General features: G+C 73.5%; 24 protein-coding genes. 10 read left to right on the plus strand and 14 right to left on the minus strand.

The window, feature by feature from the left end:
* The first annotated feature begins 213 nt into the window (after positions 1-213).
* The gene (locus ABZ312_RS18725; RefSeq protein ID WP_499515576.1) at positions 214-588 is read left to right on the plus strand and encodes an RNA polymerase-binding protein RbpA; all 375 of its coding nucleotides are present in this window, start codon (positions 214-216) and stop codon (positions 586-588) included.
* A 63-nt stretch (positions 589-651) separates the two neighbouring features.
* Here ABZ312_RS18725 and fxsA read toward each other — a convergent pair whose 3' ends face one another.
* The 5 genes from fxsA to ABZ312_RS18750 all read right to left on the minus strand — a co-directional run bounded on the left by fxsA (position 652) and on the right by ABZ312_RS18750 (position 6,515).
* Complete coding sequence (gene fxsA, locus ABZ312_RS18730) at positions 652-1,293, minus strand: FxsA family membrane protein (protein WP_500323397.1); 642 nt, start codon at positions 1,291-1,293, stop codon at positions 652-654.
* A 43-nt stretch (positions 1,294-1,336) separates the two neighbouring features.
* Positions 1,337-2,131 (minus strand): polyprenol monophosphomannose synthase, encoded by a 795-nt coding sequence (locus tag ABZ312_RS18735; RefSeq protein WP_500323396.1) that lies wholly within the window; start codon positions 2,129-2,131, stop codon positions 1,337-1,339.
* Positions 2,128-3,786: an apolipoprotein N-acyltransferase gene (gene lnt, locus ABZ312_RS18740; RefSeq protein WP_500438234.1), complete on the minus strand. Its 1,659-nt coding sequence runs from the start codon at positions 3,784-3,786 to the stop codon at positions 2,128-2,130. Before lnt ends, ABZ312_RS18735 begins: the two co-directional genes overlap by 4 nt.
* A 534-nt stretch (positions 3,787-4,320) precedes the next feature.
* On the minus strand, positions 4,321-5,979 hold the full coding sequence (locus tag ABZ312_RS18745) for an amidohydrolase (protein ID WP_500356732.1): 1,659 nt from the start codon (positions 5,977-5,979) through the stop codon (positions 4,321-4,323).
* A 95-nt stretch (positions 5,980-6,074) separates the two neighbouring features.
* Positions 6,075-6,515, minus strand: coding sequence for an Lrp/AsnC family transcriptional regulator (locus tag ABZ312_RS18750; protein WP_361803599.1), 441 nt, complete (start codon positions 6,513-6,515; stop codon positions 6,075-6,077).
* A gap of 177 nt (positions 6,516-6,692) precedes the next feature.
* Here ABZ312_RS18750 and ABZ312_RS18755 point away from each other — a divergent pair, with 177 nt between their 5' ends.
* From ABZ312_RS18755 to ABZ312_RS18780, 6 genes are all read left to right on the plus strand, one after another.
* Positions 6,693-6,839 carry a hypothetical protein gene (locus tag ABZ312_RS18755; RefSeq protein WP_500438236.1) on the plus strand — a complete coding sequence of 49 codons (147 nt, stop codon included), beginning with the start codon at positions 6,693-6,695 and terminating at the stop codon, positions 6,837-6,839.
* A gap of 128 nt (positions 6,840-6,967) precedes the next feature.
* Entirely contained in the window at positions 6,968-7,429 is a 462-nt protein-coding gene (locus tag ABZ312_RS18760; protein ID WP_499515568.1) for an SRPBCC family protein, read from the plus strand.
* 76 nt (positions 7,430-7,505) lie between these two features.
* Positions 7,506-8,762 (plus strand): carboxylate-amine ligase, encoded by a 1,257-nt coding sequence (locus ABZ312_RS18765; RefSeq protein ID WP_500438238.1) that lies wholly within the window; start codon positions 7,506-7,508, stop codon positions 8,760-8,762.
* Positions 8,719-9,867, plus strand: a complete 1,149-nt coding sequence (locus ABZ312_RS18770) for an iron-containing redox enzyme family protein (protein WP_500438240.1) — start codon at positions 8,719-8,721, stop codon at positions 9,865-9,867. The genes ABZ312_RS18765 and ABZ312_RS18770 overlap by 44 nt, the downstream gene beginning before the upstream one ends.
* 167 nt (positions 9,868-10,034) lie before the next feature.
* Complete coding sequence (locus ABZ312_RS18775) at positions 10,035-10,916, plus strand: YhjD/YihY/BrkB family envelope integrity protein (protein WP_500323387.1); 882 nt, start codon at positions 10,035-10,037, stop codon at positions 10,914-10,916.
* Positions 10,870-11,016, plus strand: a complete 147-nt coding sequence (locus tag ABZ312_RS18780) for a CsbD family protein (protein WP_500438242.1) — start codon at positions 10,870-10,872, stop codon at positions 11,014-11,016. Before ABZ312_RS18775 ends, ABZ312_RS18780 begins: the two co-directional genes overlap by 47 nt.
* A gap of 65 nt (positions 11,017-11,081) precedes the next feature.
* Here the strand turns inward: ABZ312_RS18780 and ABZ312_RS18785 are convergent, their stop codons facing one another.
* The 7 genes from ABZ312_RS18785 to ABZ312_RS18815 form a co-directional block, all read right to left on the minus strand.
* Positions 11,082-12,023 carry an anti-sigma factor RsbA family regulatory protein gene (locus ABZ312_RS18785; RefSeq protein WP_500323417.1) on the minus strand — a complete coding sequence of 314 codons (942 nt, stop codon included), beginning with the start codon at positions 12,021-12,023 and terminating at the stop codon, positions 11,082-11,084.
* Positions 12,024-12,094: 71 nt separating this feature from the next.
* Positions 12,095-13,204, minus strand: coding sequence for a 1,2-phenylacetyl-CoA epoxidase subunit PaaE (gene paaE, locus ABZ312_RS18790; RefSeq protein WP_500438244.1), 1,110 nt, complete (start codon positions 13,202-13,204; stop codon positions 12,095-12,097).
* Positions 13,204-13,725 (minus strand): 1,2-phenylacetyl-CoA epoxidase subunit PaaD, encoded by a 522-nt coding sequence (gene paaD, locus ABZ312_RS18795; protein WP_500356727.1) that lies wholly within the window; start codon positions 13,723-13,725, stop codon positions 13,204-13,206. The genes paaE and paaD overlap by 1 nt, the downstream gene beginning before the upstream one ends.
* Entirely contained in the window at positions 13,722-14,579 is an 858-nt protein-coding gene (gene paaC / locus ABZ312_RS18800) for a 1,2-phenylacetyl-CoA epoxidase subunit PaaC (RefSeq protein ID WP_500323382.1), read from the minus strand. Before paaC ends, paaD begins: the two co-directional genes overlap by 4 nt.
* Positions 14,580-14,588: 9 nt before the next feature.
* Positions 14,589-14,897: a 1,2-phenylacetyl-CoA epoxidase subunit PaaB gene (paaB, locus tag ABZ312_RS18805; RefSeq protein WP_319136252.1), complete on the minus strand. Its 309-nt coding sequence runs from the start codon at positions 14,895-14,897 to the stop codon at positions 14,589-14,591.
* A complete protein-coding gene (gene paaA / locus ABZ312_RS18810; RefSeq protein WP_500323380.1) occupies positions 14,894-15,877 on the minus strand; it encodes a 1,2-phenylacetyl-CoA epoxidase subunit PaaA in 984 nt (327 codons plus the stop codon). Before paaA ends, paaB begins: the two co-directional genes overlap by 4 nt.
* 110 nt (positions 15,878-15,987) lie before the next feature.
* Positions 15,988-17,193, minus strand: coding sequence for a thiolase family protein (locus ABZ312_RS18815; protein WP_500323379.1), 1,206 nt, complete (start codon positions 17,191-17,193; stop codon positions 15,988-15,990).
* Between the two features lie 108 nt (positions 17,194-17,301).
* Here ABZ312_RS18815 and paaI point away from each other — a divergent pair, with 108 nt between their 5' ends.
* The 3 genes from paaI (at position 17,302) to ABZ312_RS18830 (ending at position 19,986) form a co-directional block, all read left to right on the plus strand.
* Positions 17,302-17,715, plus strand: a complete 414-nt coding sequence (gene paaI / locus ABZ312_RS18820; protein ID WP_326571081.1) for a hydroxyphenylacetyl-CoA thioesterase PaaI — start codon at positions 17,302-17,304, stop codon at positions 17,713-17,715.
* Positions 17,712-19,058 (plus strand): phenylacetate--CoA ligase PaaK, encoded by a 1,347-nt coding sequence (paaK, locus tag ABZ312_RS18825; protein WP_500438246.1) that lies wholly within the window; start codon positions 17,712-17,714, stop codon positions 19,056-19,058. Before paaI ends, paaK begins: the two co-directional genes overlap by 4 nt.
* A gap of 130 nt (positions 19,059-19,188) precedes the next feature.
* A complete protein-coding gene (locus ABZ312_RS18830) occupies positions 19,189-19,986 on the plus strand; it encodes an ArsR/SmtB family transcription factor (RefSeq protein ID WP_500323376.1) in 798 nt (265 codons plus the stop codon).
* Between the two features lie 59 nt (positions 19,987-20,045).
* Here ABZ312_RS18830 and ABZ312_RS18835 read toward each other — a convergent pair whose 3' ends face one another.
* On the minus strand, positions 20,046-21,383 hold the full coding sequence (locus ABZ312_RS18835; protein ID WP_500356724.1) for a COG1361 family protein: 1,338 nt from the start codon (positions 21,381-21,383) through the stop codon (positions 20,046-20,048).
* Between the two features lie 126 nt (positions 21,384-21,509).
* Positions 21,510-22,484, minus strand: a complete 975-nt coding sequence (locus ABZ312_RS18840; protein WP_500438248.1) for an acetylxylan esterase — start codon at positions 22,482-22,484, stop codon at positions 21,510-21,512.

The following is a 22,484-nucleotide window of genomic DNA, read 5'->3' on the forward strand; positions in this document are numbered from 1 at the left end:
ACGGACCGTTACTGCGCGCTAAAGATACCAGAACGCAGGGTGACATCTCTCACGAGATGTGACAAAGCGGGCGTCGATGGGTACAAAAAGGGGCGGCACGACGGGCGACGCACCTCCCGAGAACGGGAATCTTCACCGCCGACCGGACGTTGACCGGATGACGACGACAGCGACACCTGTCCTGTGGGCGACACAGCCCGGGAGGCACGATTCATGAGTGAGCGAGCTCTCCGCGGCACGCGACTCGGGGCGACAAGCTACGAGACCGACCGCGGCATCGATCTGGCACCGCGCCAGACCGTTGAGTACGCATGCCGGAACGGACATCGATTCGAGATGCCGTTCTCGGTGGAGGCCGAGATCCCGCCGGAGTGGGAGTGCCGCGCCTGCGGCCAGATCGCACTCCTGGTCGACGGAGAGGGCCCGGAGGAGAAGACGAGCAAGCCCGCGCGTACGCACTGGGACATGCTCATGGAGCGGCGCACGGTCGAGGAGCTGGAGGAAGTCCTGGCCGAACGACTCGCCGTTCTGCGCTCCGGCGCCATGAACATCGCGGTACATCCGCGCGACCACCGCAAGACCGCCTGACCGAAGGAACTGGGCCCGTGAGGGGCGGGCCCCATCAGACGTGCGCCCCGGGCGAGCGTGGCCTCAGTGCCGCGGCCCGGGGTTTTCGTCGTCCTGCTCGGGGTTGTGGTCGACGACCTCGCCCTGGATCACCTTGCCGTCGGGGCGGTGGATGCGCATCTGCTCCTCGGCGGCGCGCGCCTGGGCGAAGAGGTCACCCAGCGAGCCCGAGCCCGCGCCCCGCTCCCGGGCGGCGGACGCCCGGCGGTCCAGAGCGCGTGCACCCGCCCTCGTCAGCAGGGAGCGGGTCGGCGGGAAGAGGAAGAGCAGCCCCGCCACGTCCGAGATCAGCCCGGGCACCATCAGCAGCAGGCCGCCGATCATGATCGGCGCCGCACCGCTGCCGCCGTTCCCGGCGCCGGAGCCCTTCGGCTCCTCCCGGTCCCGCTCCGGCCCTCCGGAGCGCATCGCCTCGTTCAGCGCCCGCCAGGCGCTGCGCCCGGCGTGCCGTACGGCCAGCGCCCCGCACACGAAGCCCGCCACGAGCAGCACGAGGACCGTGAGCCCGCCGGCGGCCCCGGCCACGAGGATGAGCAGCCAGATCTCCAGCAGCGCGTAGGCGGCCACACCGAGCGGTATCCACGTCCCGGCGCGCGAACGCCGCCGCGGACGCCCGTCACCGCCCGGTTGCCGCGGACCGGCCGGCGGCGGGGAGCTGATCGTCATACGCACCATTGTGCCTGCTCCCCGCCGGAGCCCGGAGGGCCGGTCAGCCGCGGCGCCGCCCGGACGTCAGCCGCTTCACACGGGAGCCGACGCCCCAGGCGGTGACCCGCCACAGCGCCTCGGCGACGATCTCCCGGCTCATCTTGCTGTCGCCGCGTTCCCGCTCCACGAAGGTGATGGGGACCTCGACGACGTGGAAGCCGGACGTCACCGCGCGCCGGGCGAGGTCGACCTGGAAGCAGTAGCCCTGGGAGGCCACCTCCTCCATGCCCAGGCCCAGCAGCGTCTCCTTGCGGAACGCCCGGTAGCCCCCCGTCACGTCGCGCAGCGGCACGTCGAGGAGCAGCCGCGAGTAGGTGCTGCCGCCGCGCGACAGGAACTCGCGGGACTTCGGCCAGTTGACCACCCGGCCGCCGGGGATCCAGCGGGAGCCGAGCACCACGTCGGCGCCCTTGAGCGCGGTCAGCAGACGCGGCAGCTCCTCGGGCTGGTGCGAGCCGTCGGCGTCCATCTCGACGAGCACGCCGTAGTCCCGCTCGATGCCCCAGCGGAAGCCGGCCAGGTAGGCGGCGCCCAGCCCCTCCTTGCCCTTGCGGTGCAGCACGTGGACGTGGTCGTCGGCGGCGGCCAGCTCGTCGGCGAGCTTGCCGGTGCCGTCGGGGCTGTTGTCGTCGGCGACGAGGACGTGCGCCTCGGGCACGGCCGCGCGGACCCGGGCGACGATCGGCTTGACGTTGTCGGCCTCGTTGTACGTCGGGATGATCACGAGAACCGAGCCGAGCGGCCCGAAGGCCCTCCCCTGGGCTGCGCCACGGGTGACCCCACCGCCATCGCTCACTGCTGTTCCTCCGTCTCGGTACGTCCTCGCCTGCCCAGCATGATCGCCGCGGCCCAGGACAGCAGGCCCACCATAGCGAGGGTCCATTCGGGAGCGGAGCCGACGCGGTCGGCGACGGTCAGATCGTCGCGGAGCGGCAGCCGGGCGCTGAGCACGGTCTGCGTGAACTCCTCGGTCTGCTGCTCGATCCGCCCGTCGGGGGCGACGACGGCGGTGATGCCGCTCGTCGCCGCCGTGACCACGGCGCGGCCGTGCTCGACGGCGCGCAGCCGGGACATCGCCAGTTGCTGCTCGGGCTGGCCGGTGCGGCCGTAGGTGGCGTTGTTGGTCTGGATGACCAGGGCGCGGGCGCCCGCGGTGACGGTGTCGTGGACGATCCCGTCGTACGCCACCTCGAAGCAGATGACGTCGCCGAGCTTCGCCGGGCCGATCTGCAGGACACCGCTGCCCTTGCCCGGGTAGAAGTCGCGCGGGACCTGGTCGAGCCGTTTGATGACCTTGGTGAGCTGCTCGCGGAAGGGCACGTACTCGCCGAAGGGGACCGGGTGCTGCTTGGTGTAGTGGTCGCCGGGACCGCTCTCCGGGTCCCAGACGATGCCCTCGTTCTGGACGTGGTCCGCGTCCGGGCCGTCGACCAGGGCGCCGACGAGGACGGGGACGCCGACGGCGCGGACCGCCTTGGTGATCAGGGCGTAGGCCTGGGGCTCGGAGAACGGGTCCATGTCGGAGGAGTTCTCCGGCCAGATCACCAGATCGGGCTTGGGCGCACGGCCCGCCTTGACGTCCTCGGCGAGCTTCAGGGTCGCCTCGACGTGGTTGTTGAGGATCTTCAGGGGCCGGCCCAGGAAGTGCATGCCCGGCTGCTGGACGTTGCCCTGCACGATGGCCACCCGGACGGTGTCGTCGGCCGCGGTGGGCACCGGCACCGCGTACCCGGCGGCGAAGGTGGCCACCGCCAGCACCGCCGCCGTCGTGGCGGGCACGTGACGGCGCGGGCCGAAGACGACCGGGCCCCTGCGCAGCCGCCACACGGCGACCGCGGCCGCGGCCAGCAGCGAACCGCACAGCGCGACGGCGAAGGTCACCAGCGGTGCGCCGCCGAGCGCGGCGAGCGGGGTGAAGGGGGTGGCGGTGTTCGCGAAGGCCAGCCTGCCCCACGGGAAGCCGCCGAACGGCAGCCGGTCCCTGACGAGTTCCTCCGCCACCCACAGGCAGGCGCCCCACAGCGGCCAGGCGCGCAGCCGCGATGTGACCGCCAGACCCGCGCCGAGCACGGCGACGAAGGCGGCCTCGATGACGGACAGGCCCACGACCGCGTCCCAGCCGATCACCCGCAGCCACAGCAGGAGCCACACGAAGAACGGCAGTCCGAAGGCGAAGCCCAGCCACGCGCCCTGGCGGGCGGTACGGCCCCGGGTCAGCAGCGCCAGGCCGGCCACGGCAGCGACCGACAGCGGCCACACCCCGTACGGGGGGAACGCGGCCGCCAGGGCCAGGCCGCACAGCGCGGCGAGCGCCGACCGCCGCGCGTTCGCCCGCACGGCGCGCGCCGTGCGGGCGATGCGGCCGGGTGCCGGAGCGGGTGGCGGCGGCGGTTCTACGGACGTCGCCGGCGGCGCGGCGGGGGCCGGTGCGGCGTCGGAGCGCGGTCGCAAGGTACGCGGCCTTCCTGCAGGTGGTCACTGTGTGACAGTGACCGTACCCCCAACGGCCCTGTCCGCGGACCCCGGGCGGGCAAAGCCTCCCGCGGCGGACCCGCGGCGCGGGAGGGGCGTGAACTGCTCGGGGCCCGGAACGCCCTTCGGGCCGACCTGGGACCCGCTGGCTGCGGATCGGCGACAAGGCCGTTGTCTACTGGGCGTCCGGGCCCCTCCCGGGTCACACCTGCCGACCGGGCGGAGCCTCTCGTTGAGGCGGACCGCGTTCCGTGCCGCGAGCGCTGGACCTGGCTGCCAGTGGCGCACGCCGTACGGCGCGACGCCCCGTGGCCCAGCTGCGGCCGTCGGCGCACGGAGATCCGGTCGGACGTCCGGTGGTGGACCCGGCCGAACCTACTCGCCCCCGACCGTCGCCTGTCAACAGCCGTTTGACCTGCGCGGATTGACCAAATCAGCAGGTCAACGCGAGGCCGGGGAAAGTTCCACGCCATCCCGACGGAGAACCGTTCGGGGGCATCGGCCGTTGACCCGTCACTCGTTCGGCCGTGCGAAGACCGTACGGCCTCCGACCACCGTGCGCAGCGCCGTCGGCAGCGGCAGCCCGGGGGTGAGTTCGGGCAGCCCGGGGGTGCCGGAGCGCGGGTCGGTGGACCAGTTGGCGACCCGCTCGTCGGGGGCCTGGACCACGAGGTCACCGGCCTGCCACACCACGTAGTCCGCGGGTGCGCCGGGCACGAGGACGCCCGCGTCGTCGCGGCCCACGGCGCGCCAGCCGCCGCGGGTGTGCGCGTTGAACGCGCCGCGGACGGAGATGCGGTGCTCGAGGGTCCGGTGGAAGGCGGCGGCGCGCACCGTGCCCCAGGGGTCGAGCGGCGTGACCGGGCTGTCGGAACCGAGGGCCAGGGGCACCCCGGCCCGGGTCATGGCGGCGAACGGGTTGAGGGTGCGGGCCCGTTCGGCGCCGAGCCGCTGGGCGTACATGCCGTCCTCACCGCCCCAGGCGGCGTCGAAGGCGGGCTGCACGGAGGCGACCAGGCCCAGCTCCGCGAAGGCGGCGACGGTGTCCTCGGTCATCATCTCGGCGTGCTCGACGCGGTGCCTCAGCGCGCGCACCCGGTCCAGGCCCACCCGGCGGGCGGCCTCGCGCATCCCCTCCGCGACGGCGGCCACGGCGGCGTCCCCGATCGCGTGGAAACCCGCCTGCACCCCCGCCTCGGTGCACAGGGCCACGTGGTCGGCGATCGCCGCCGCGTCCAGGTAGGCGGTGCCGCCGACGGCGGGGGCGTCGGTGTACGGGGCGTGCAGGCAGGCCGTGCGGGAGCCGATGGAGCCGTCCACGAAGAGGTCGCCGCCCGCGCCGACGGCGCCCAGGTCCCGGATCCGCTCCAGGTCCTCGGCGCCGGTCACGGCCTCGGCCCAGTAGCCGTACACGCGCGGCCCGGGCTCGGCCGCGGCCAGCCGCAGCAGCGCGGTGAGGTCGTCCTCGGAGGAGATGTCCGGGCCCGCGCACTCGTGGACGGCGCTGATGCCGAGCGAGGCGGCGTGGGCGAGTGCGGTGCGCTGCGCGGCGGCACGCTGCGCGGGCGTGACGGCGCCGTAGGCCGCGCGCCGGACCGCGTGGTGGGCGTCGCGGGTGAGCGGCCCGTCGGGGTGGTGGCCGGCCATCGTCCCGACATCGGGGACCAGCGCCAGCAGGGCGGTGGTGACGACCGCTGAGTGGACGTCGGCGCGGGTCAGGTACAGGGGGCGGCCGCCGGTCGCCGCGTCGAGTTCCGCGCGGGTCGGCGGGCGCTGCCCCGGCCAGCGGCTCTCGTCCCAGCCGTGGCCGAGCAGCACCCGGTGGCCGGGGTTGGCCTGCGCGTACGCGGCGACCCTGGCGAGGGCGTCGGTCAGGTCGCGGGCGGGGGCCAGGTCGAGGCCGGTCAGCGCCAGGCCGGTGGCGGTGGTGTGCACGTGGGCGTCGGTGAACGCGGGGGTGACCAGCGCACCGGCGAGGTCGACCACCTCGTCGACGCCCGCGGCGAAGGACTCCGCGGCGCCCTCCGAGCCGAGCCAGGCGACCGTGCCGCCGTCGACGACCATGGCCGTCGCGAAGGGGTCGGCGGGGCTGTAGACGTTGCCGCCGCGCAGCAGCACGGTGCGGCTCGCGCCGGATCCGCTGGTGGTCGGCTCGTTCGTGGTGTGCGGCACTGGGTTTCGCCTCGCGATGTGATGTTGGGCCCGCCCGGGCCCCGGTGGGGGCGAGGGGACGGGATCGTGCGGTGGGTCAGGGGGCCGTGGGGCCCTCAGACGCGCGGTGGGCGCGCCTCGTACGGCGTGGAGAGGACCACCGTGGTGCGGGTGGAGACCCCGGCCAGGGTGCGGATCTTCGCGAGCAGGTGCTCCAGCTCGATCGGGGTGGCCACCCGGACCTTGAGGATGTAGTTCTCCTCCCCCGCGACGCTGTGGCACGCCTCGATCTCGGGGACCTCGGCAAGACGGTCGGCGATGTCGTCGGGTGCGCTCGGGTCGAAGGGCTTCACCGAGATGAACGCCGTCAGCGACAGCCCCACCGACTCCGGGTCCACGATCGCCGCGTACCCGCGGATCACCCCGCGCTGCTCCAGGCGCCGTACGCGCTGGTGCACCGCGGACGTGGACAGGCCGGTGGCCTTGCCCAGGTCGGTGTAGCTCATGCGCCCGTCGGCCACGAGAAGTTCCACGATCTGCCGGTCCAGCTCCTCCACAGCGCAAGAACCTACAGGGTCCCCGGACGCCGACGGTATCCGGCCGCCCCGTCCCGGCAGGGCGCGAGCGGCGGCGGCGCGGAGCCGACCTGCCGGGGCCGGGGTGAGCACGGCGGCGGCGCCGACGGGGAGGGGCCGCGCAGCCCGCACTGGCCGTGCGCTCGTCGCCTGCCACCCGTGGCAACTCCGGACGCGCAGGAGTGCCGGCCGCCGGCCGCATCCCGTACGGGCCGCGGCCTGTCGGGCGGCGGCGCCCGGATCCGCCCCGCGGACCGCTTCAGCGGTCCCGCCCACGCGGCTGCCCTCCTCGACACGAGCCGGTGACCGGCGCGGCTGCCCTACCCGAGGGCACCGCACCAGACATAGGACCCGGCGACCGCCGGATCAGGACGATTAGGCACATCCGCACCGGGAAGCCGACCCAGCGACGATTCCTCGGAAGGAGCGGACCCATGGGCACGATCAGCGAATCCGTCGACGTCGACGTCCCGCTGCACACCGCGTACAACCAGTGGACGCAGTTCGAGGAGTTCCCGAACTTCATGGAGGGCGTGGAACAGGTGACGCAGGTCGACGACCGGCACAACCACTGGGTGACGAACGTCGCCGGTGCCCGCCGGGAATTCGACACGGAGATCATCGACCAGCTGCCGGACGAGCGGGTCGCGTGGCGCACCGTCACCGGGGACGTCCGGCAGCGCGGCGTCGTGACGTTCCAGGAGCTGGACGCCTCGCACACCCGGGTCAACCTGGCCATGGAGCTCCAGACCTCCGGCCTCGCGGAGAAGGCGGCCGACGCGCTCGGCGTCGTGGACCGGCGGGCCCGGGGCGACCTGCGGCGCTTCAAGCACTTCATCGAGGAACGGGGCAGCGAGACGGGCGCGTGGCGCGGTCGTGTCGCCCCGGGCGGATGACCCCCGTGCCCGCCTCTGGGGCCTCCGCGTGCGGCCGTTCGGGTCCGGCACGGTGCGGGCGGGGTAAGGGGGGTGCATGGGCGATGTGGACGACCGGGCGCCGGCGGGCGGCCTGACCTTCGGGGTCGAGGAGGAGTTCCTGCTGGTCGACCCGCGGACCGGACGGCTGGTCGACGGCGCGGCCGCCGTCATCGCCCGGGCCTCGTGCGTGCCGCCGCCCGCCCCGGACGTCGCGCTGCAGCACGAGCTGTCGGCCGCGCAGATCGAGTCGGCCACCGGGGTGGCCACGCACCTGTCCGAGCTGACCGGCCAGCTGGCGGCCACGCGCCGCCTGCTGGCCGACGCCGCCGCCGCCGAGGGCACGCGGCTGGTCTCTTCGGGAACGCCCGTACTGGACGGCCCCTCCGGGATCAGTGCGGGCGAGCGCTACGCCGCGATCGCCGGCATCTACGAGAGCCAGGCGACCGGCTACCGGGCCTGCGGCTGCCACGTCCACGTGGGCGTACCGGACCGGGAGACCGCCGTCGCGGTCCTCAACCACCTGCGGCCGTGGCTGCCGACGCTGCTGGCGCTGTCGGCCAACTCGCCCTACGACCGGGGCCGCGACTCCGGCTACGCCAGCTGGCGTGTGCTGGACCAGGCGCGGTTCCCCGGTTCCGGGATCCCCCCGTGGTTCGCGTCGGCGGCGGAGCACGACGCCGAGGTCGACCGGCTGGTGGCCTGCGGGGTGCTGGTGGACCACGCCATGACGTTCTGGCTGGCCAGGCCCTCGCCGCGGCTGCCCACGGTGGAGGTCCGGGTCGCGGACGCGCTGGGTGCGACATGGGAGACGGCGTTGCAGGCCGCGCTCACGCGGGCGCTCGTGCGCACGGCGCTCGACGACCTCTCCCGGGGCGTCCCGGCCCCGCGCATGACGGCTCAGCTCGCCGCGGCCGCGCTCTGGTCGGCGGCCCGCTACGGGATGTCGGGCCCGGGGATCCATCCCGTCCGGGAGACCCGCGTGCCCGCCACGGCGCTGCGTGACGAGCTGCTGCGGCGCGTCGCGCCCGCGCTGGAGGACACCGGCGACCTGGCCTTCGTCCGCGAGGCCACGGCCGCCCTCGCCCGGACGGGGAGCGGCGCCGACCGGCAGCGGCGGGCCGCGGCGGCGGGCGGCCCCCGCGCCGCGGTGGACATGCTGGTCGAGCAGACGGCGACGGACGGCCGCATGCCCCCGGCGTCAGCGGGCAGGGGCACCGGCGGACGCCCGTACGCCCAGGACGTCCCCGCACCGACCCACGGAGGACCCGATGGACACGGTCTGCGACCTCTCGACCGGTCCCCGGACCGCTGAGCCCCCGCCGCCCGCACCGCGCGGCCCCCTCTCCCGGGCCGTGCTCGGCGCCCTCACCCAGGGGCCGCCGGGTACCGCCCTTACGGTGTCCACCGGGGCGGTCGAGGCCGCCGATCCGTACGGCGAGGACGTGCAGCTCGCGCTGCACGTCTGCTACGAACTCCACTACCGGGGTTTCGCCGGGGTGCACCCCGGCTGGGAGTGGGATCCGGGGCTGCTCGCGCTGCGCGGCGCCATGGAGGGCTCCTTCGGGGCGGCCCTCCGCGCCGAGCTGCCGGCCACCCCGGGCGGCGCCGCGGCCCGCACGGCCCTCGACCGGGAACTGGAGGGGCTGCTGCACGAGCCGCGCGACGGGCGCGGTGTGTCGCACTTCCTCCGCGACGAGGGCACCTGGGAGCAGTTGCGGGAGTACTTCGTGCACCGGTCGGTCTACCAGCTGAAGGAGGCCGATCCGCACGCATGGGTCATCCCGAGGCTCACCGGCCGGGCGAAGGCCGCGCTCGTGGCCGTCGAGTGCGACGAGTTCGGGAGCGGGCGCGGAGAACGCGTGCACGCGCGGCTCTACGCCGACCTGCTCCGGGACGCCGGGCTGGACGCCTCCTACGGCCACTACGTGGACGCCGTACCGGCCGTCACCCTCGCCACGGTGAACCTGATCTCCTGGCTGGGCCTGCGCCGGGAACTGCGCGGGGCGCTCGTGGGGCACTTCGCGGCCGCCGAGATCTCCACCCCGCCGTCCGCCCGCCGGACGGTGGAGGCGATCGACCGGCTCGGCGGCGGTGCCGCCTGCCGGCACTTCTACGAGGAGCACGTCGAGGCCGACGCCGTGCACGAGCAGGTGCTGCGCCGCGACGTCATCGGCGACCTGCTGGCCCACGAACCTCACCTCACCGCCGACGTCGTCCTGGGGATCCGCGCCATGGCGCTGGTGGAGCGGCGCCTGGAGGAGCACCTGCTGGGCGCGTGGCGCGCCGGGCGCACCTCGCTGCGCGCCGTACCGGAGCCCGCCGTGCCGTCCGGTTCGTCCGCGTCGTACGGGGAAGGTGCACCCCATGAGGCCCCGGCAGCGAGCCGCAGCGGCGTCCCGCCCGCCGAGCAGGCCTGAGCAAGGAGGACGAGCCATGCGCTCAGAACCCCTGGCAACCCGGGTGGAGACGGCACGCCTCGCGGCGGACCGCGCCCCCGTGCGCTGAGGCCCCCGCGATGGCAGGTGGGGCGGCCCGGTGGCTCCGGCATCCGTACCGGTCGTGGCGGGACTCACGGGCGGGCCGCATGTGGCACCAGGGGGGCGAACTGGAGCTGCTGCAGCGCTCCATGGGGTTCGCGGCACTGGGTCTGGTGACGCTGGTCCCGCTGCTGATCGTGGTCGCCGCGGCCCTGCCCTTCCACGGCAACGGCTTCGCGCAGTGGGTCGTGGACGGCATGGGCCTGTCGGCGCGGCCCGCGGAGGCCGTGCGGGAGCTGTTCGCCGCGCCACGCAAGGTGATCAGCTCCACGAGCGGTCTGAGCCTGCTGGCGCTGGCGCTCTTCGGGCTCTCCTTCGCGGCCTGCGTCGAGGTCGGCTACACCCGGATCTGGCAGGTGCCGCCCACTCCGTGGCACCACGTGTGGCGGCGGGCGGTGTGGCTGGCGGCGCTGACCGCGTACCTGTTCGCGGAGGCGCAGAGCGGGGTGGTGCTGGGCGGGGGGTGGCCGGACACGGTGTTCCGCGGCGGCACGGCCGTCGTGCTGGGCTTCGTCTTCTTCTGGTGGGGCCAGTACTTCCTGCTGGCCGGGCAGGTGCCGTTGGCGGCGCTGGCGCCAGGGGCCGTCGCGACGATGGTCGGCCTCATCGGGCTGCGGGTCTTCTCCTCCTTCGTGTTCGCCCCGCTGATCGTGACCAACGCCGTCTCCTACGGGGCCGTCGGCACGGTGCTGATCGTGCAGTGCTGGCTGATCGGGGTGGGTTTCGTGGTGTTCGGGGGCGCCTTGCTCGGTCGCCATCTGCAGAATCCGAGCAAATGGTTTCATTCAGGATCTTCCGGGCAGGCGGAGGGAAGCGCTGATCGAGCCCTGGAAGGAGAACCCCATGGGTGCCGAGAAGAAGGTCAAGCACACCGGCCAGAAGATGAAGGGCAAAGCGGAGGAGGCCACGGGCAAGGTGACCGGCAATGAGAGCCTGCGCATGAAGGGGAAGAAGGATCAAGTCGGCAGCGACGCCAAGCAGGCCGTGGAGAAGGGCAAGGACGTGGGCAAGGACGTCTTCGGCCGCTGACCGCTCTGGTGACCACGGACCGCGGGACCGGCGGGCGCGCACGCCCGCCGGTCCCGCGCCGGCGGTCAGGCTCGCAGGTAGAAGCGGATGGTGGTGCCGTCGCCTGCGGTGCGCTGGCGCACCAGGTCGGCGATGCGGTGGACCATCAACAGGCCCCTGCCGTGGGGGCGGTCCCGTGACGCAGGGTGGCGGCCGGCGAGCGGGTCGGTCAGCCGTCCGCGGTCGTGCACCTCGCACACCACGTGATCGTCTCCCGCCCAGACGCGGACGACGCCCGACCCGCCGCCGTGCAGCACGCTGTTCGTGATCAGTTCGCCGGCGGCGAGGGAGAACTCGGCGAGCCGCTCGCCGCCCAGGCCCAGTCGGTGTGCCTGGGCCGTCGCGACGTGCCGGGCGTCGGCGAGTTGCGGCTCCGCAAAGCCGAAGGCGAAGGCGCCGTGCGGGGGGTGCGGCAGCCGGTTGTGCGCGGCGATCACCCGGCGTGGTGCGTAGTGCGCGCTGCGTTCCTCGCGGCCGCCGTCGACCACCACGGGATGCGTGGCGCGGGCCTCCGCCAGCACCGCGGCGTCCAGCCGGGCGGCGTCGTAGGGGCACAGGATCGTCACGGGGCGTCCGGCGAAGGCCATGTTGATCAGTGCCTCGTGCTGGGCGCACGCCGGATACTCCAGGGCGCTCCGCCCGGGCCAGACGGGCTCCCCGATGATCCGTACCCGTCCGGTGGGCCGGGTGTCGGCGAAGGCCCGCAGCACACCGGGGATGATGCGGCCGGGATTGCGCCCGGCCCGCTCCATGTCGACCCAGTGCACCTCGGCGCCGCGCGGGCCCAACGCGGCGCGCAACTGGGCGAGACGGGGTGGGGGCACGGCCACCGCGACCGGCTCCCCGGCGGCCATCCCGTCCAGCAGGAAAGGCACCGTGACGGCCGTGTACTCCCGTGCGTTCCGGTAGAACAGCGCGGGGTGCACGAACGGCCCGGCGTCGGAGACCTCGCCGACCTCGCTCAGCACGTCGTCCACCTCCCACCCCCGGGCCGACCTTACCAACCGGCTCCGGGGGGGCGCGGGGTGCCGACGAGGCGTCAGCTGTCGTAGTCGACCGTCAGGTTGTCGGACTCCGCGTAGCTCTGGCAGGTCAGCACGTAGCCCGCGTCGACCTCGGACGCCTCGAGGGCGAAGTTGCGGCGCATCTCGGCCTTGCCGTCGGTGACGAGCGCGCGGCAGGTACCGCAGACGCCGCCCTTGCAGGCGAAGGGCAGATCGGGGCGGGTGCGCTGGGCGCCGTCGAGGACGCTGCGGTCACGGGGCAGGGCGGCCGTGGTCGTACGGCCGTCGAGGACGATGGTGACCTGGCTGACCGGGCCCTCGGCCACGGCGTCCTCGTGGTGCACCGGGGTCACCGGCTCGTCGTCCGCGTAGAACAGCTCCTGGTGCACCCGCTCCCCGGGCACGCCGAGGCCGGCGAGGACCTGCTGGGCGTCGACGACCATGCCGTGCGGGCCGCACAGCCACCAGTGGTCGGCGTTCGGGACGTCGACGAGGCCCTCGACGAGGGTGGCGAGCCGTCCGGCGTCGAGGCGGCCGGAGAGCACCTCGGCCTCGCACGGCTCCCGTGAGAGCACGTGGGCGAGCTGGAACCGGGCGGGGTGCAGGTCCTTCAGCTCGGCGAGCTCGTCGGCGAACATCACGGTGTCGGTGCGCCGGTTGCCGTAGAAGAGCGTGACCCGGGACCCGAGGTCGGCGGCGAGGACGGACTCGGCGATGGAGAGCATCGGGGTGATGCCGGAGCCCGCGGCGATGAGCACATGGTGCCCGGGCGCGGTGAGGTCGGGGGTGAAGGCACCGGTGGGGCCCATGACCTCGACGGTGTCGCCCGGGCGCACCTCGTGCACCAGCCACGACGAGAACAGGCCGCCGGGCACCACACGCACCCCGATGCGGGGGGTGGCGCCGGCGGGCGAGCAGATGGAGTACGAGCGTCGCTCGTCCCGGCCGTCGACCTCGCGGCGCAGCGTGAGGGACTGGCCGGGCGCGAAGGCGAACTCCCCGGCCAGCTCGTGCGGTATGTCGAAGCTGACGGCGGCGGCGTCCTCGCAGAGCGGCTCGACCGCGGCGACCCGCAGGGCGTGGAAGGCCGGGCGGCGGCGGACCCGCGGGGCCGGCGCCTGCGGGGCGGGGATGGTCGGGGCCATCAGATCTCCTTGACGTACTCGAACGGCTCCAGGCAGGCACGGCAGCGCCACAGGGCCTTGCAGGAGGTGGCGGCGAAGCGCGAGGTCTCCTCGGTGTCCGCCGAGCCGCAGCGGGGGCAGGCGACGTCGCGCCGGGTGGCGGTGAGCACCAGCGGCACCGGCCCGGTGACGCGCCGGGGCGCGGGACCGGGAGGTGCGATGCCGTGCTCGGCGAGCTTGCGGCGGCCCTCGGGGGTGATCCAGTCGGTCGTCCACGGCGGGTCCAGCACGGTGCGGATCTCGACCCGGTCGAAGCCCGCGGCGCGCAGCCGGGCGGCCACGTCGGCGCGCATCTCCGCCATGGCCGGGCAGCCGGAGTAGGTGGGGGTGAGGGCGGCCACGACCGTGCCGTCCCCGGTGACCTCGACGTCACGCAGGACGCCGAGGTCGGCCAGGGTCAGCATGGGCAGCTCGGGGTCCGGCACCTCGGCGGCCACGCGGGCCGCCCGGTGCGCGTCGGTGAGCACGGTCACGGCGCTCACCAGACCGCTCCGGGGTGTGCGCGGGCGATGCCCTGCAACTCCGCGAGCAGCGGGGCGAGGTGTTCGGTGCGGTCACCCTCACGGCCGTGGCCGGGCAGGGGATCGGCCTGGACCGGACGCAGCCCGGCGGCCTCGGTGACCTGGCGCAGCGCGGCGGTCACCTCGTCCCGCACACCGGCCGGGTCGGCCCCGCACGTGGCGCCGGCCGTGAACAGCTCCTCCAGGTAAGGGGCGACCTGTTCGAGGCCGGCCCGCATGCGGCGGTGCGACTCCTCGGTGCCGTCGCCGAGCCGTACCACCCACTCGGCGGCGTACTGCCGGTGGTAGGTCAGCTCGTTGACGCCCTTGGCGGCGACGGCGGCGAGCACCGGGTCCTGCGCGGAGCGGGCGAGCCGCTCGAAGACGGCGAGCCGCCAGCAGGACGTGACGAGCAGCCGGGCCATGGAGAACGCGAAGTCCCCGCAGGGAAGTTCGGCCAGGCGGACGTTGCGGAAGTCGGCGGCGTCCCGGAAGTAGGCGTAGGCGTCCTCGTCGCGACCGGTGCCGTCCACCTGACCGGCGCGGGAGTAGAGCAGACGGGCCTGGCCGAGCAGGTCGAGCCCGATGTTGGCGAGGGCCACCTCCTCCTCCAGCTCCGGCGCGCGGGTGCACCACTCGGCCAGGCGCTGGGCGCCCACCAGGGCGTCGTCGCCCAGCGCCAGGCAGTGGGCGGCCAGCTCCGCGGCGTCCACACCGTCGGGCACGGCGGTGTCGACGCCGTGCAGCGGGTCCTCGAAGCCGGTGCCGAAGGCCCAGCGGGCGTCACTGTCGTCGTGCCCCTCGGCCAGGGACAGGTAGACGTGCTCGTCGCTCATGCCCTGCTCCTAGATGTGGGGGACGTCTTCGGGGATGTCGTAGAAGGTGGGGTGCCGGTAGACCTTGTCGGCGCTGGGCGTGAAGAAGGGGTCCTTCTCGTCCCGCGTGGACGCGGCGATGTGCTCCGAGCGCACCACCCAGATGCTCACGCCCTCGTTCCGCCGCGTGTACAGGTCGCGGGCGTGGGTGAGGGCCATGCGGTCGTCGGCCGCGTGCAGGGACCCGACGTGGACGTGGTTCAGGCCGCGCTTGCCGCGGACGAACACCTCGTACAGGGGCCACTCGGCCCGGGTCGTGCTGTCGCCGGTGGTGCTCATGCCACGGCTCCTTCCTCTGCCCGGGCCGCCTGCTTGGCGGCGTGGGCGGTCGCGGCCTCGCGCACCCAGGCGCCTTCCTCGTGTGCGGAGCGGCGGCGTGCCATCCGCTCGGCGTTGCACGGCCCGTCGCCGCTGATGACTCGCTGCAGCTCCGACCAGTCGGGGGTGCCGAAGTCGTGCCGGCCGCGCTCCTCGTCCCAGCGCAGCTCCGGGTCGGGCAGCGTCACGCCGAGCTTGTCGGCCTGCGGGACAGTCATGTCGACGAACCGCTGGCGCAGCTCGTCGTTGCTGTGGCGCTTGATCTTCCAGGCCATCGACGCGGCCGAGTTGGGCGAGTCGCCGTCGGGCGGGCCGAACATCATCAGCGACGGCCACCACCAGCGGTCCACCGCGTCCTGCACCATCTCCCGCTGGGCCTGCGTGCCGCGCATCATCGTCATCAGCAGCTCGTAGCCCTGGCGCTGGTGGAAGGACTCCTCCTTGCAGATGCGCACCATGGCGCGGGCGTACGGCCCGTAGGAGGAGCGGCAGAGCGGCACCTGGTTGCAGATCGCCGCGCCGTCGACGAACCAGCCGATGACGCCGACGTCGGCGAAGCTGAGGGTCGGGTAGTTGAAGATCGAGGAGTACTTCTGGCGGCCCTCGATCAGACGCTGCGTGAGGTCCGCGCGGTCGATGCCCAGGGTCTCGGCGGCCGAGTAGAGGTACAGCCCGTGGCCGGCCTCGTCCTGGACCTTCGCGAACAGGATGGCCTTGCGGCGCAACGACGGGGCACGGGTGATCCACTCGCCCTCGGGCTGCATGCCGATGATCTCCGAGTGCGCGTGCTGCGCGATCTGCCGGATCAGCGTCCTGCGGTAGCCGTCGGGCATCCAGTCCCGCGGCTCGATGCGCTGGTCCCGCGCGATCGTGGCGTCGAAGTGCTCCTGGAGCGGCGCCTGCGCGCCCTCCGCCGGCACGGTGGCGTTCGGTGTGGTCATCGATACCAGCTTCCCCTACCGACCATTCGTTCGGTTACAGTCTGACGAACTTTGCCGCAAGCGGCAAGCCCTGTGGACGACGGTCGCCCGCGGTCCTCCGAAGCCTGCGCTCACACCCGCTCCACCAGCATCGCCACACCCTGGCCGACTCCCACGCAGAGGGTGGCGAGGCCGCGGCGGCCGCCCTCGCGCTCCAGGCGGCCGAGGAGGGTGAGCAGGATGCGGGCGCCCGAGCAGCCCAGCGGGTGACCGAGCGCGATCGCACCGCCGTCGGCGTTGACCCGCTCCTCGTCCAGCTTCAGACGGCGGACGACCGCGAGCGCCTGGGCGGCGAAGGCCTCGTTGAGTTCGACGGCGTCCAGGTCGCCGGTCTGCCATCCGGCGCGGGCGAGCGCCTTCTCCGTCGCCGGTACGGGACCGAGGCCCATGAGGTGGGGCTCGACCCCGGCGGTGGCGGAGGTGACGATCCTGGCGCGGGGCGTGAGGCCGTAGCGCTCGACGGCCGCGCGGCCGGCGACCACGAGGGCCGCGGCGCCGTCGGAGAGCGGCGAGGAGGAACCGGCGGTCACGATGCCGTCCTTGCGGAAGATGGTGCGCAGGGTCCCGAGCTTCTCCAGGGTGGTGGAGGGACGCGGGCCCTCGTCACGGGTGACCTCGCCGTCCTTGACGGCGACCGGCACGATCTCGCGGTTGAAACGGCCGGCCTCCTGAGCCGCGACGGCCCGCCGGTGGCTGCGCAGCGCGAAGGCGTCGGAGTCGGCGCGGCTGATCCCGTCCAGGGCGGCGACCTCCTCCGCGGTCTCCCCCATGGACAGCGTGTCCTTCGCGGTGAAGCGCGGGTTGGTGAAGCGCCAGCCCAAGGAGGTGTCGTGCACCTCACCCGGCTTGGCCCACGGGGTGCCGGGCTTGGCCATCACCCAGGGGGCACGGGTCATGGACTCCACCCCGCCGGCGACCACCAGGTCGGCCTCGCCGGAGCGGATCGCCTGCGCCGCCGAGGCCACGGCGGTGAGGCCGGAGGCGCACAGCCGGTTGACGGTGTAGCCGGGCACCGTGTGCGGCAGGCCGGCCAGCAGCACGGCCATCCGGGCGACGTCGCGGTTGTCCTCGCCCGCCTGGTTGGCGGCGCCGAGGATCACCTCGTCCACGGCCCCGGCCGGGATCCCGGCGCGGCTCACGGCCTCGCCGACCACCAGGGCCGCCAGGTCGTCGGGGCGCACGGAGGCCAGGGCGCCGCCGTAACGGCCCTGCGGGGTCCGCGCGCCGTCGATCAGGAAGACCTCGTCTGCGGGTCGCGCGGGGAGGTGCTGGGACATGCGTTCCACCTCTTGACAGGCAGTTCGGATGCTGGATTACCTTGGGTGCCGCACGCTAACCGAATGTTCGGTCGGTTCACAAGGGTGGTGACGATCGTGAGGGATGCCATGGACGCGACCCAGGGCCCGGCGGAGAGCATGTTCGCCGCCGACAAGGCGTCGCAGAGCCTGGGCATCGAGCTGCTGGAGACCGGCGAGGGGACGGCCGTGCTGCGCATGACCGTCACGCCCGCGATGGTCAACGGGCACGGGATCGCCCACGGGGGCTACCTCTTCCTGTTCGCCGACACCGCCTTCGCCTGCGCCTGCAACAGCCACGGCCCGGTGACGGTGGCCGCCGGGGCGGACATCTCCTTCGTCGCCCCCGTCCACGAGGGCGACGAACTGGTCGCCACCGCGCAAGAGCGCACCCGCTTCGGCCGCAGCGGCATCTACGACGTGAGCATCCTGCGGGGCGACCAGGTGGTGGCGGAGTTCCGCGGGCGCAGCCGCAGCATCGGACGCACGAAGGAGAACGGATGAGCAGCGAGCCGACGGACCGGGCGGCCGCGGGGGCGCGCCTGGGAGAGCCGCTCCCCGACGGCCTGCTGGACGCCGCCGAGAAGCTGGGCCCCGGAGAGCTGCGGGAGCTGCAGCTCACCCGGCTCCGGGCGACACTGCGCCACGCGTACGACAACGTCGAGGCCTACCGGAAGAAGTTCGACGAGGCCGGGCTGCGCCCCGAGGACTGCGCGAGCCTGGACGACCTGGCGCGCTTCCCGTTCACCACCAAGGCCGACCTGCGCGACAACTACCCCTTCGGCATGTTCGCCGTGCCCATGGACCAGGTGCGCCGCGTCCACGCCTCCAGTGGCACGACCGGCCTGCCGACCGTGGTGGGCTACACCGAGAACGACCTGTCCATGTGGTCCGACGTGGTGGCCCGTTCCATACGCGCCGCCGGCGGGCGCCCCGGCCACAAGGTGCACGTCTCCTACGGCTACGGCCTGTTCACCGGCGGCCTGGGCGCGCACTACGGCGCGGAGCGCGCCGGGTGCACGGTGATCCCCGCCTCCGGCGGCATGACCGCCCGTCAGGTGCAGATCATCCAGGACTTCCAGCCCGAGATCATCATGGTCACCCCGTCGTACATGCTGACCCTGCTGGACGAGTTCGAGCGCCAGGGCGTCGACCCGCGCGGCACCTCGCTGCGGATCGGCATCTTCGGCGCGGAGCCGTGGACGGAGGAGATGCGCCGGGAGATCGAGGAGCGGATGGACATCCACGCCGTCGACATCTACGGCCTGTCCGAGGTGATCGGCCCGGGCGTCGCCCAGGAGTGCGTGGAGACCAAGGACGGCCTGCACGTGTGGGAGGACCACTTCTACCCCGAGGTGGTGGACCCGATCACGGGCGAGCCGGTACCGGAGGGCGAGGAGGGCGAGCTGGTCTTCACCTCCCTCACCAAGGAGGCGCTGCCGATCATCCGTTACCGCACCCGTGACCTGACCCGGCTGCTGCCCGGCACCGCGCGCCCCGCCTTCCGCCGCATCCAGAAGATCACCGGCCGCTCCGACGACATGATCATCCTGCGTGGGGTGAACGTCTTCCCCAGCCAGATCGAGGAGATCGTGCTGCGCACGCCCGGCGTGGCCCCGCACTTCCAGATCCGGCTCACCAAGCGCGGCCGCATGGACCACATGGAGGTCGTCGTCGAGGCGCGCCCCGACGCCGGGGCCGCGCCGCGCGAGGAGGCGGCACGCTCCATCGCGGCGGGCGTCAAGGACGGCGTGGGCGTCAGCGTCGAGGTGACGGTCGTCGACCCCGACACCGTGGAGCGGTCCGTCGGCAAGATCCGCCGCGTACGGGACCTGCGGGCCGGATAGCGGCGCGCCCCCCGCACCCACGCCCCCGCACCCACGCTCTCGGCCGCACCGCGTTGACATGCAGCCGTCCGGCTGCCTATGTTCGACAGGCAGCCGGACGGCTGCATTTCCGGAACGGCGGGGAAGCGGGATGGACGAGGTATTCAAGGCGCTGGCCGACGCCAGCCGCCGGCGACTGCTGGACAGCCTCAACGCACGCAACGGGCAGACCCTGCGCGAGCTGTGCGCGGGGCTGGACATGGCCCGCCAGTCGGTCAGCAAGCACCTGGCCGTACTGGAGGAGGCCCGGCTGGTCACCACGGTCCGGCGGGGCCGGGAGAAGCTGCACTACCTCAACGCCGCACCGATCAACGCCGTCGCCGAACGATGGATCGACCGGTACGACCGCGAGCGCGCGCAGGCGCTCGCCGACCTCCAGAGGGCATTGGAGCAGGCACCCATGAGCGAGTCCGCATTCGTCTACACGACCTACGTCCGCACCACGCCCGAGCGCCTCTGGCAGGCGCTGACCGACCAGGCGTTCACCCGCCGCTACTGGGGCGTCGCCTTCGAGACCGACTGGGCGGCCGGCTCGGCCATGGTCTGGGAGGAGGGCGGCGCCCGCACCGCCGATCCCGCCCAGGTCGTGCTGGAGTCCGATCCGCCGCGCCGGCTCTCCTACACCTGGCACACCTTCACCCCGCAGTGGGCTCGGAACGCGGGGGTGAGCGAGGAGGTCCGCGCCCGCCTGGCGGGGGATCGCCGCTCCCAGGTGACGTTCGAGATCGAACCGCTCGGGGAGACGGTCAGGCTGACCGTCGTCCACGAGGCCCACGACCCGGACAGCGGGGTGCTGGGCATGGTCTCCCAGGGCTGGCCCGCCCTCATCTCGGGACTGAAAACGCTGCTGGAGACGGGCGAGCCGCTGCCTGAACCGCAAGGCCCCTGACCGCCCCGCGGGGCACGTGGTGCGGGAGGCTCCTGCACCACGTGCCGGGGCGGGTCGGGTCAGTTGACCGCCAGGACCGCCGTGTTGTTGGTGGTGTCCGGGTCGTACGGGAACTCGCCGAACTCCGGGTGGATGCTCACGGCACCGGTCGTGCCGGGCACCACGGTGTCGATCCGCAGCGAGAAGTCGTACGAGCGCTCGGTGTTCTCCAGCACCCAGTACGGCAGGGGGCAGTCGTAGCGCGGCGCCCCCGTCTCCTGCGGGTAGTAGCCGCCGGAGAGGGTGTGCGGGTCACAGCCGGACGGGACGCCGGTGACCTTGGTGCCCGCGGGGACGATCAGCCGGACCTTCGCGACGGGGTCGCCGGAGCCGAGGTTGCCGAGCCAGGCCGGGCCGTTGTTGCGGAACGTGAGCCGGGCCGTCACCGTCTCGCCCGCCGCACCGGTGACCGCGTCGCCGGTCACCGCGAAGTCCGCGGTGTTGTCGGCGCTGACGCCGACCACCGTGTAGTTGTCATCGCTCTCGAGGTCCTCGGCGCCCCCGCCGGGCTCGACGCTGATGTCGAGCCGCTCGTTCATCGCGTACGGGGCGAGCACCGCCTTGAGCTGCTTGGGCAGCCGGAAGGAGTCCCCCGGCGCCAGCACCCGGTCGAAGGTGCACGTCGCGAAGGTCATCGGCGCGTACTCGCCGTCGTTCGACGTCGTGTAGGTGCAGCGCTTGTACTTGGTCAGCTTCTGGATGCCGTAGGAGGCCATGAACTTCAGCGTGAAGCCCTGCGCGCTCTCGTTGCCGTTGTTGGTCAGCCCGAACGGGAGCCGCACCGTGGCGCCGGGGGCGGCGTGCTGGACCGGGGCGATCTCCGCGAGCGACAGGTCCGGGCCGGAGGAGACGGTGAGCGTGGTGTCGGAGTCGCCCCGCGGGGCGGTGAGGGTGCCGTCGGGGCCGCCGACGGCGGTCGCCTCGTAGGTGATCCGGCCGGACGCCCCGTTCGCCGCACCGTCCGCCGCGCGTACCGGGAGGTGGATCTGCCTGCGGTAGTCGCCGCCGATCACGGGCACCTCGGGCACGTGACAGACGGCGATCGTGCCGCTGGGCGTGCAGTTCTCCGGCCAGGTCACCTCCGCGACGCCCGCCACCCCGGAGATGTCCACGGTGACCTCGCCCTCGGTGACCGTGAAGTTGTCGTTGTCGTGGTAGATGCCGATGTCGAGCGTCCGCGACTGCGGTTCTCCGCCGCCCGTGCCGAAGGGCAGCGACAGTTCGGACGGTGCGTTGATCCACAGCTGGTCGGTCTCGGCGGCGTGCGCGGGCACGGCGAGACCGGCCACGAACAGGCCGGCCGCCGCGACGGCAGAGGCTCCGAGGCGCAGCGAGCGCCCGACGGAGTCAGATCGCATGACTCTTCCCCAAGGGTGTGGCCACATCAGTGGTGCACCGGGGTCTCCGGTGCACCCGTATGACGATCAAGGAAGAGCAAAGGTTGTACGCCCTTCCAGCTCAAGTCCACATGATGAGGCCGCACTTCACGTTGCCGTCAGAAGCCCGCGGAGGAAGGCCAGTGCCTCCTCGTCGTCGTCGATGGCGCCGCCCTCGTGCCCGTTCCAGGGCCAGACGGCGATCTCCTTGGGTCCCGCGTACGCGTTGTACGCGGCGAAGACGGTGGAGGGCGGCGTGATCTCGTCCATCAGGGCCGCGGAGAAGCGGGCCGGTACCCGGGCGCGGGCGGCGAAGTTGACGCCGTCGAAGTAGGACAGGGTGCGCATGGCCCGCTCGGCGTTGCCGCGGTGCACGGCGAGGTAGCGGCCGATCTCACGGTACGGGTCCGCGTCCGTGATCACCGTGGCCCGGGGGAAGTCGCACAGGAACGGGACGTGCGCCACCAGGGCGTGCACCTCCGGGGCGAGGGCGGCCACGGCGAGCGCGGTGCCGCCGCCCTGGCTCGCGCCGAGGACGGCGATCCGGCCGGGGTCCACCGAGGGCAGCGTGCGGACCGCGTCCACGGCGCGGACGGCGTCCGTGAACAGGCGGCGGTAGTAGTACGTGCGGGGGTCGTCGATGCCGCGGGTCATCATCCCGGGGGCCTGCGGGCCCGTGGTGCCGGAGTCGGGGGTGTCGCCGCGGCTCCAGCCCGACCCCTGGCCACGGGTGTCCATGTGGAGGTGGGCGAAACCCGCCGACGCCCACAGCAGGTTGTCCAGGGCGTGGCCCCGGCCGCCGCCGTAGCCGACGTACTGGACGACCGCGGGCAGCGGTCCCTCGGCACCGTGCGGCAGCCGCAGCCAGGCCCGCACCGGCTCGCCGCCGTAGCCGGGGAAGGTGACGTCGAAGACGCGCACCGTGTGCAGCCGCGGACCGGGCGCGGGGGTGACGGTGACGGCCGCGGTCCCGGCGGCGCGCGACTCGGCGAGCGTCGTGCTCCAGAAGTCGTCGAAGTCGGCGGGCGCGGTCTGGCTGCTGCGGTGGTCCCGGAGTTCGGCCTCGGGGAGATCGGTGAACAA

This window comes from Streptomyces sp. NPDC006207, assembly GCF_040613835.1.
Taxonomy (GTDB): Bacteria; Actinomycetota; Actinomycetes; order Streptomycetales; family Streptomycetaceae; genus Actinacidiphila.